General features: G+C 38.6%; 4 protein-coding genes. 1 reads left to right on the forward strand and 3 read right to left on the reverse strand.

Translation table 11 applies throughout. The features are described 5' to 3' along the window. The 3 genes from mutS to ACTF48_RS05000 form a co-directional block, all read right to left on the reverse strand. Positions 1–2359 (reverse strand): DNA mismatch repair protein MutS (gene mutS / locus ACTF48_RS04990; RefSeq protein ID WP_438962091.1); only part of this gene is annotated, 2359 nt, incomplete at its 3' end. A 281-nt stretch (positions 2360–2640) separates the two neighbouring features. Next, on the reverse strand, positions 2641–3816 hold the full coding sequence (locus tag ACTF48_RS04995) for a vWA domain-containing protein (protein ID WP_438962044.1): 1176 nt from the start codon (positions 3814–3816) through the stop codon (positions 2641–2643). An 11-nt stretch (positions 3817–3827) separates the two neighbouring features. Then, a complete protein-coding gene (locus tag ACTF48_RS05000; protein WP_438962045.1) occupies positions 3828–4871 on the reverse strand; it encodes an SIMPL domain-containing protein in 1044 nt (347 codons plus the stop codon). 62 nt (positions 4872–4933) lie between these two features. On the opposite strand from ACTF48_RS05000, the gene ACTF48_RS05005 reads away from it, so the two are divergent. Continuing rightward, positions 4934–7393 (forward strand): histidine kinase, encoded by a 2460-nt coding sequence (locus ACTF48_RS05005; RefSeq protein WP_438962046.1) that lies wholly within the window; start codon positions 4934–4936, stop codon positions 7391–7393. Positions 7394–7451: the final 58 nt, after the last annotated feature.

Genomic DNA, 7451 nt, shown 5'->3' on the forward strand with positions numbered 1-7451 from the left:
TCAGGATTTTATGTGCCTTTTTAATGACTTGCTGTGGCATTCCTGCCATCTTAGCTACATGTATCCCAAAGCTGTGGTGACTTCCTCCTGGAATAAGCTTGCGCATAAACAGCACCTTATCCTTTAATTCTTTAACCTCAACATTATAATTTTTAATGCGCTCAAATAGTTCTGTCATCTCATTGAGCTCATGATAATGTGTTGCAAACAAAGTTTTAGGCTGGAATGGATGTTCATGTAAATATTCTGTAATTGCCCAGGCGATAGAAATACCGTCATAAGTACTGGTTCCTCTTCCTATTTCATCAAGTAGTACAAGACTGCTTTTACTGATGTTATTTAAGATACTAGCACTCTCATTCATCTCAGTCATGAATGTAGATTCTCCTTGCGAGATATTATCACTCGCTCCTACTCTAGTAAATATCTTATCTACGACACCCATTTGAACAGTAGTCGCAGGAACAAAACTTCCCATTTGTGCGAGTAATACAATCAGCGCAGTCTGTCTCAATATAGCTGACTTTCCACTCATGTTAGGGCCCGTAATCATAATGATTTGCTGCTGTTCTCTATCTAGAGTCACATCATTAGGAATATAAGGCCGGTCTGCTGGGAGCATTTTTTCAATTACTGGATGTCGCCCACCTTTTATCTCTAAGGCGTCACCATCTAACAATTTTGGTCTTACATAATTACTTTTTACTGCATGAGAAGCAAAAGAAAGCAAACAATCCAGCTGTCCTATAAGCTGTGAATTGCTCTGAATGATTTTAATATAAGGTGTTATCTCTTGAACTACTTTATCAAACAGTTCTTGCTGTAAGGCATTAATACGTTCTTCGGCTCCTAAGATTTTAGACTCATATTCTTTGAGCTCTTCCGTAATGTAACGCTCTGCATTGACGAGCGTTTGTTTTCTTATCCATGTTTCAGGAACCTTATCTTTATGAGTGTTTCTTACCTCTATGTAATAGCCGAAGACGTTATTGCTCGCAATTTTTAAGCTTGTAATCCCTGTTTCTTCGGTATGTCTAGCGAGCATTTTATCTAGGTAGTCCTTACCGCTGTTTGCTAGATCTCTCAACTCATCCAGCTCTTCATTAAAGCCTACAGCTATGGTATTCCCTTTTAAAATGTTTACTGGAGCTTCTTCATCTATAGATTCTTTTATCAACTGGATTAAATGAGCACAGGTGTTTAAGTTTTCTCCTAGGATTTGTAATGACTTACTACCAGATTGTTCTGCTTGTTTTTTTACAGGAATAATAGCTTCAAGACTGTTCTTGAGTTGCACCACTTCACGCGGACATATCTTTCCTACTGCCACCTTAGAGACTAATCGCTCTAAATCGCTCATGCGTTTCAACTCCTTTTGAATACCACTCAAAACATCGGGAGAGGTTGTAAAAAACTCCACGATGTCATGACGTTTTTCTATTTGCTCTTTATTTTTTAGAGGAAAAGCCAGCCATCTTTTTAACATACGACCGCCCATAGCCGTAGTGGTCTGGTCTATAATATCTATTAAGGTGACCGCTCCAGCACTAAGTGCTTGATATAATTCTAAGTTGCGCACCGTAAAACGGTCCATCCATACATAATCCTCATCAGCTATTCTGGAAATGGCGGCTATGTGATCTACTTGATCATGTTGTGTCTCTTGTAGATAGTGTAAAATAGCTCCTGCGGCTGTGACCGCCTCTTCCAGCTTCTCTATTCCAAATCCTTTTAGAGAATTTACTTTAAAATGTTTCAATAAGGACTCACGAGCAAAATCGATTTGATACACCCAATCTTCTAAAAAGAAATAAGGTAAGTCATAAGGAAAATCTTCTTGAAGTGCTGCCTTATGCTTACGATTGATCAACACCTCACTCGGGTTAAAGTTTTGAAGCAGCTTATCTACTTCTTCTCGATTTCCTTGACTCACTAAAAATTCTCCGGTAGAAATATCTAGTAGAGCAATCCCATACACATTTCTATCAAAAGATATTGCAGCTAGAAAGTTATTGCTTTTAGATTGCAGTACTTCATCATTAAGAGCAACTCCAGGCGTGATGAGTTCTGTAACACCTCTTTTTACAATCGTCTTCGTTTGTTTAGGATCTTCCAGCTGGTCACAAATTGCGACTCGCTCACCTGCTTTTACCAGTTTAGGTAAATAGGTATTCATGGAATGATGTGGAAATCCAGCGAGCTCTATTTTATCGCCACCGTTATTTCTAGCAGTCAGGACGATGTTGAGAATGCGCGCTGTTTTAACGGCATCTTCTCCAAAGGTTTCATAAAAATCCCCTACACGGAAAAGCAACAACGCATCAGGATATTTCGTCTTAATCCTGTTGTATTGTTGCATTAACGGTGTGACTTTTTTAGCCTTTGCTGCCAATATCGTATTCTTAAAAGTGAGTTTCAAAAATACGATTCTGTTGCTGCTCTATACCTCAATTCCAGCAGCATTTTTCAACAGCTTTTCATTGTGATTGTAGTGTTGAAATAGCTTTCATTTTTCAACCTTTACATCTTAGTCTCTATCCAGGCTATGCCACCTTTTCTTTTCTCAAGGAAAGGTGTTTTTACTCATCTGGTTTTTTAATGCGCTTTCGCGAAAGCGTGACACACAACCTTTAAAAATCTTTATTCCCACGTATAATTCAACGCTGCTGCTTTTCTTTTCACAGCATTTACCATAGCATTTTCCAGCTCATTTGCTCCTGTATTTTGCGTTTTCATATAAGCTTCTCGTTGTTCATTGAGTTTTAAAATTCTTTTTTGAATTTGAGCACGCTCACTTTTCTTTGCTAGGGTGATTTCTTTAATTTCAGCGACACTTTTATCTTTTAATTCTGGAGCGAGTGTTTTCTTGTTTGCTATGATTAAATCTTCTAGCATTTCCACATCATCTGCGGCATCTATTAAATCCCACTCGGCGTTTTTATAGACGCTTTTAGATTTTACCACACTACGAGTCACGTTTGCAGTTACTGACACGCTTTCTAACTCTGCATCATTTGCGACTTGCTGAACACTTTTAGAGGCACCTTGAGCACCATAAGCCACATAAGTGTCGTTTAATCTTGTGTTGAGCTGTAGGATCTGGTCGTCATAAGGGGTAGACACATAATGTGTTTGTTGATTATGATTAATAACCGTGTATTCTCCTTTTCCTAGCGTTGCTCCGTTTTTCCATTTTAAAGAAATACCCGTTTGAGCATCTCCACAAAAAATGGTGTTTACGGTAATGTCCTTTTGGGCAGCAGCTCCCATTACGGCGTCTATAGATGTATGACCTTGTAAGAAAGATTCATTTCCTGCGATGAAGATCATTTTTAAGTCGTGCTTGCCATTGCGCCATTCTAGACTTTCAGTCGCATGACTTATTACTGCACCGCAATATTCATCGCCTCCATTAATATCTAGCGCAAATAGCTCTTTACTGATCTGGTCCAGATCTGTGGAAAAAGGAACGATCTGTCTCAAATAGTCTTCCTGCTCTGGTAGCGCGCTGTTCCCATATTCATAGAGAGCGATTTCTATATGTGCTTGCACTTCGTTACAATGGGCATAAGTCATTTTATTGACCAGGTTCCATAATTGAGTTTTGGTCTGGTCTATTAATCCTTGCATACTACCACTGGTATCGAGTAATAAGGCTATTTGAATAGTTGCAGGTTTAACGGGTGCTACAGGTTTAGAATCCACAACGGCGAGTTGCGGAACAACTTCATCAATAGGTGTTTCATGCGGTGATCCTTTACAAGATATGAAAGAAAGCAAGGTACTGGCCAGTACTAAGGTTTTAACTATTTTCATGATATTATGTTTTAAGAATTAGGCAGTTGTTTAATATCTACTGGACCTTGTGGTGAGATGACATACACTTTAGGTTTAGGTTCTTTTACGGGTGCAACTGGCGGTACAGGTTTTTCTGGTTTAAGAATATATCGCAGTGATAAATCCATTCCTAGCTGTATAACTGGTTTAGTAATCGCAGCGTTTACCACGATATCATATCCTGCATGCGGTATAGGATCATAGTAATAAGAGATCGGTTTTTTAATGCGTGTGACGCCTTTCTGTTGTTTAAGCGCATCCATGCTTATGTTATTTGCAGCCGTATAACTTTTATAATGATCCTTAGGAGTGTGGTAATACTTAGCATCGGCCATGTGGACGTCATAATCACTCATATTAAAACCGAGAGCTGTATAGTATTCCTTTTTCTTTTTTACCTCAGCCAGTAATTTCATTTGCAAGTCTGCATAGATCGCTTCTAGGTTTTTTACATAGTAATCTACTTTTACTAGGTTATAAACTTCAGCACGGGCACAGGCCGATAAGATTTTCTCAAAATCAGCATCATCGCGGTAGGAAATTAATAGGTTTTGCTGGAGTTCAAAACCTACTGGGACCTCTGTATAGGTTTTACTAAATAGCTTTTTAGTAACTTCTATTTCATATTGAGGCACGAAAGAAATCATGTCTATAGCAAACTGGCCGTTAAACCCTTTGCTTTTTAAATGGGCTTTAATCGCGTTAATTTTATCGCTCATGAGTTGCGTGGTTTCATCTGCTGTTTTACCCACTTGATTGATATTAAAAACGGCTGTATAATCAGTCGCCTCTACATTATAAAGACTGCGCAAATTCAGGTTGAGCACATTACTAGGTTGTAAGTTCATGCGCTGCACAGGCATAGCTTTGTAACCATAAACTTGAGCATTTCCCATGTCTTCCATCATACCTGATGTGGCTATGTTTGCTCGAGAGATTTGCATTTGTGAAACTTGATTATTAAAATTCCCTAGATGCTGCGCGCTCATGACCAGCGTGCTAAGCATTAAAATAGTGGTGGTGATTCTTTTCATTTTGTTTGATTTTTAACCAAATCTACTGGGAACCTAAGGCTATAAATACCTTAAATGAGTGAATGGACACTTTGAATGAGGGAAACAGAACTTTTGTTGAGTACGCTTTTGCGAAAGCGTATAAAACCGAACCTAAATGGCTCTTAAACGGCACAGTGCTTGAAACCATCTCATTTTTAATGCCTAAGTTTACCACCGAAATGAGAACACTATTCCTATTTATTCTTTTCATGTTGTGCAGTACTACTGCCGCTATTGCCCAAAGTAACTATAGGCAACAAAGCGCTAGTGAGCGCACCACTATGGTGCTAGAAGGTCGTGTAATTACAGAAGATAAAGCTCCTGTACCTGGCGTTAATATAGAAGGCCCTATGGGTCGCTATGCCACAACAGATCTTCAAGGATATTTTAAAATCCCAGCAAATCTAGGAGATGAGATCATCGTGCGCCGCTCAGATTTTGAAACGGTTTACTATCGTGTTCAAAGTAAAGACCAGATTGAAATTCAAGTACTCGATGCGGTTTCTCAAAAAGACCAGCTTAAATCATTACCTTATCCAGTACTGCTGGACAGCGCACAAGTGTATCTTAAAAAAGATGCTCAAAAAACAGCCGATTTCCTCATCGCGGCGTTATCTAATAGCACGACTGAATTAACTGCAGCTCGAGAAGCACAAGCTTATGAGAAACTAGGCGATTTATACCTTTTTAATAAGCAAGCAGATCTGGCTATAACTAATTATAAAGCAAGTATAAAAGCACAAAACACGCCGCAACGACAGTTCAAACTAGCACAATCTCTTCAGAGCAATGGGAACTATCAAGAAGCCATTAAAACGCTGGAAGCACTGGTAGTAAAGCAGTCCTCTAAAAAAATAAGTTCTAAAACGACCTCTACAGGCAGCACTGGATTAACTACTTCACAAATCATTAAAGCATATACAGCTCTAGGAAATGCTTACCAAAAAACAAACCTTCCAGAGGCCGCACTTATCCATCATAAAAAAGCACTTCAAATAGCACAAACCTATAATCTTAACAACTTAACTCCACAGTTGAACACAAATATCGCCAGTGTTTATAATGAGACCGGTCAGATCACCACAGCAGAGTCTTATTATAACAACGCAATTCAAGAATCAAAAAATGAAGGCGTGATCAGTAATGTTGCAACGCAGTCTGCCACCGCAGATTTTTATAACAGCAACCAGCAATTTGATAAAGAAATTGCCCTGCGCAAAAGCAATATAGCACTGATCGATAGAGCAAAAAAAGCAGCGGCTCCAGCCATAAACACAGTTAATGATTTATCTGATGATGCTGAGCTAGAAGAAATCATAATCATAGAAGATGAAGTGGCAGGCATAATGGCTCCTTCTATAAAAGATCTACCCATTTCTAAACAAAAGGAACAACTTAAAATAGCCGAGGCTTATAAAGCCACAAACAATATAAGTGAAGCGATCGCTTCTTATGAAAGTAGTTTTGAGGAGGCCAGTAGCACAGGCGATCTAGACACTAAAAAAGAAGCCGCTCGCAATCTTTCTAAACTGTTCCGTAATAATGGAAACACTTCCAAAGCCTTAAAGTATAATGAGATTTACATAGAAACCGTAGACATACTCTATGAACAAAAAGAACAAGAAATAGCTCTAAACACTCGTAAAGCTCAAGAATTAGTAAATAGACAAACGCGCCTACTTACCCTAGAAAAAGATCGCGAACTTACCGAAAACAGAATAGCACTTATTAATACAGAGCAAGAACTTACAGAGCAAGTCAACCAGCGCCAGCGATGGATTATTTATTCATTAGTAGCACTGAGTTTGTTACTGATCTCTCTTGCTTATTTTATGTGGCGCACTAATAAACAGCAGCGCATTAATAACCATTTATTGGCTTTAAAATCCTTGCGCAGTCAGATGAATCCGCATTTTATTTTTAATGCACTCAACTCTGTAAATAGCTATATCGCTATGAATGACGAGCGCGCTGCCAATAAGTATCTCGCAGACTTCTCAAAACTCATGCGTAGTGTTCTTGAGAACTCAGAGCTAGATTTTATACCTCTTTCTAAAGAAATAGACTTACTTGAACTTTACTTAAAACTGGAACACGAGCGTTTTAAGAACAAGTTTGACTTTGAGCTTGCCATAGAGCCATTATTAAAAGAAACCTCCTTAAAAGTACCTCCTATGCTGTTACAACCCATCATAGAAAATGCGGTGTGGCATGGATTGAGATATAAGGATGAGAAAGGTCTTTTAAAAGTAGCTTTCGCGAAAGCAGATAACGAAATCATAGTCACCATTACCGACAACGGAATAGGAAGAGCTAAGTCCAAAGAACTCAAAACCGAACACCAAAAGAAACGAGAAAGTAAAGGTCTGGGCAATGTGCAAAACAGAGTCGCCTTATTAAACGAACTGCATGATTGCAATATAGAAATAACCGTTAATGATGCTGGAACTAGCCCTGATGTAGGAACAAAAGTTATGGTACGAATAACGAATAACGAATAACGAATAACGAATAACGAATAACGAATAACGAATAACGAATAACGAATAACGAATAACG

This window comes from Nonlabens sp., from assembly GCF_965660805.1.
Lineage (GTDB): Bacteria > Bacteroidota > Bacteroidia > Flavobacteriales > Flavobacteriaceae > Nonlabens.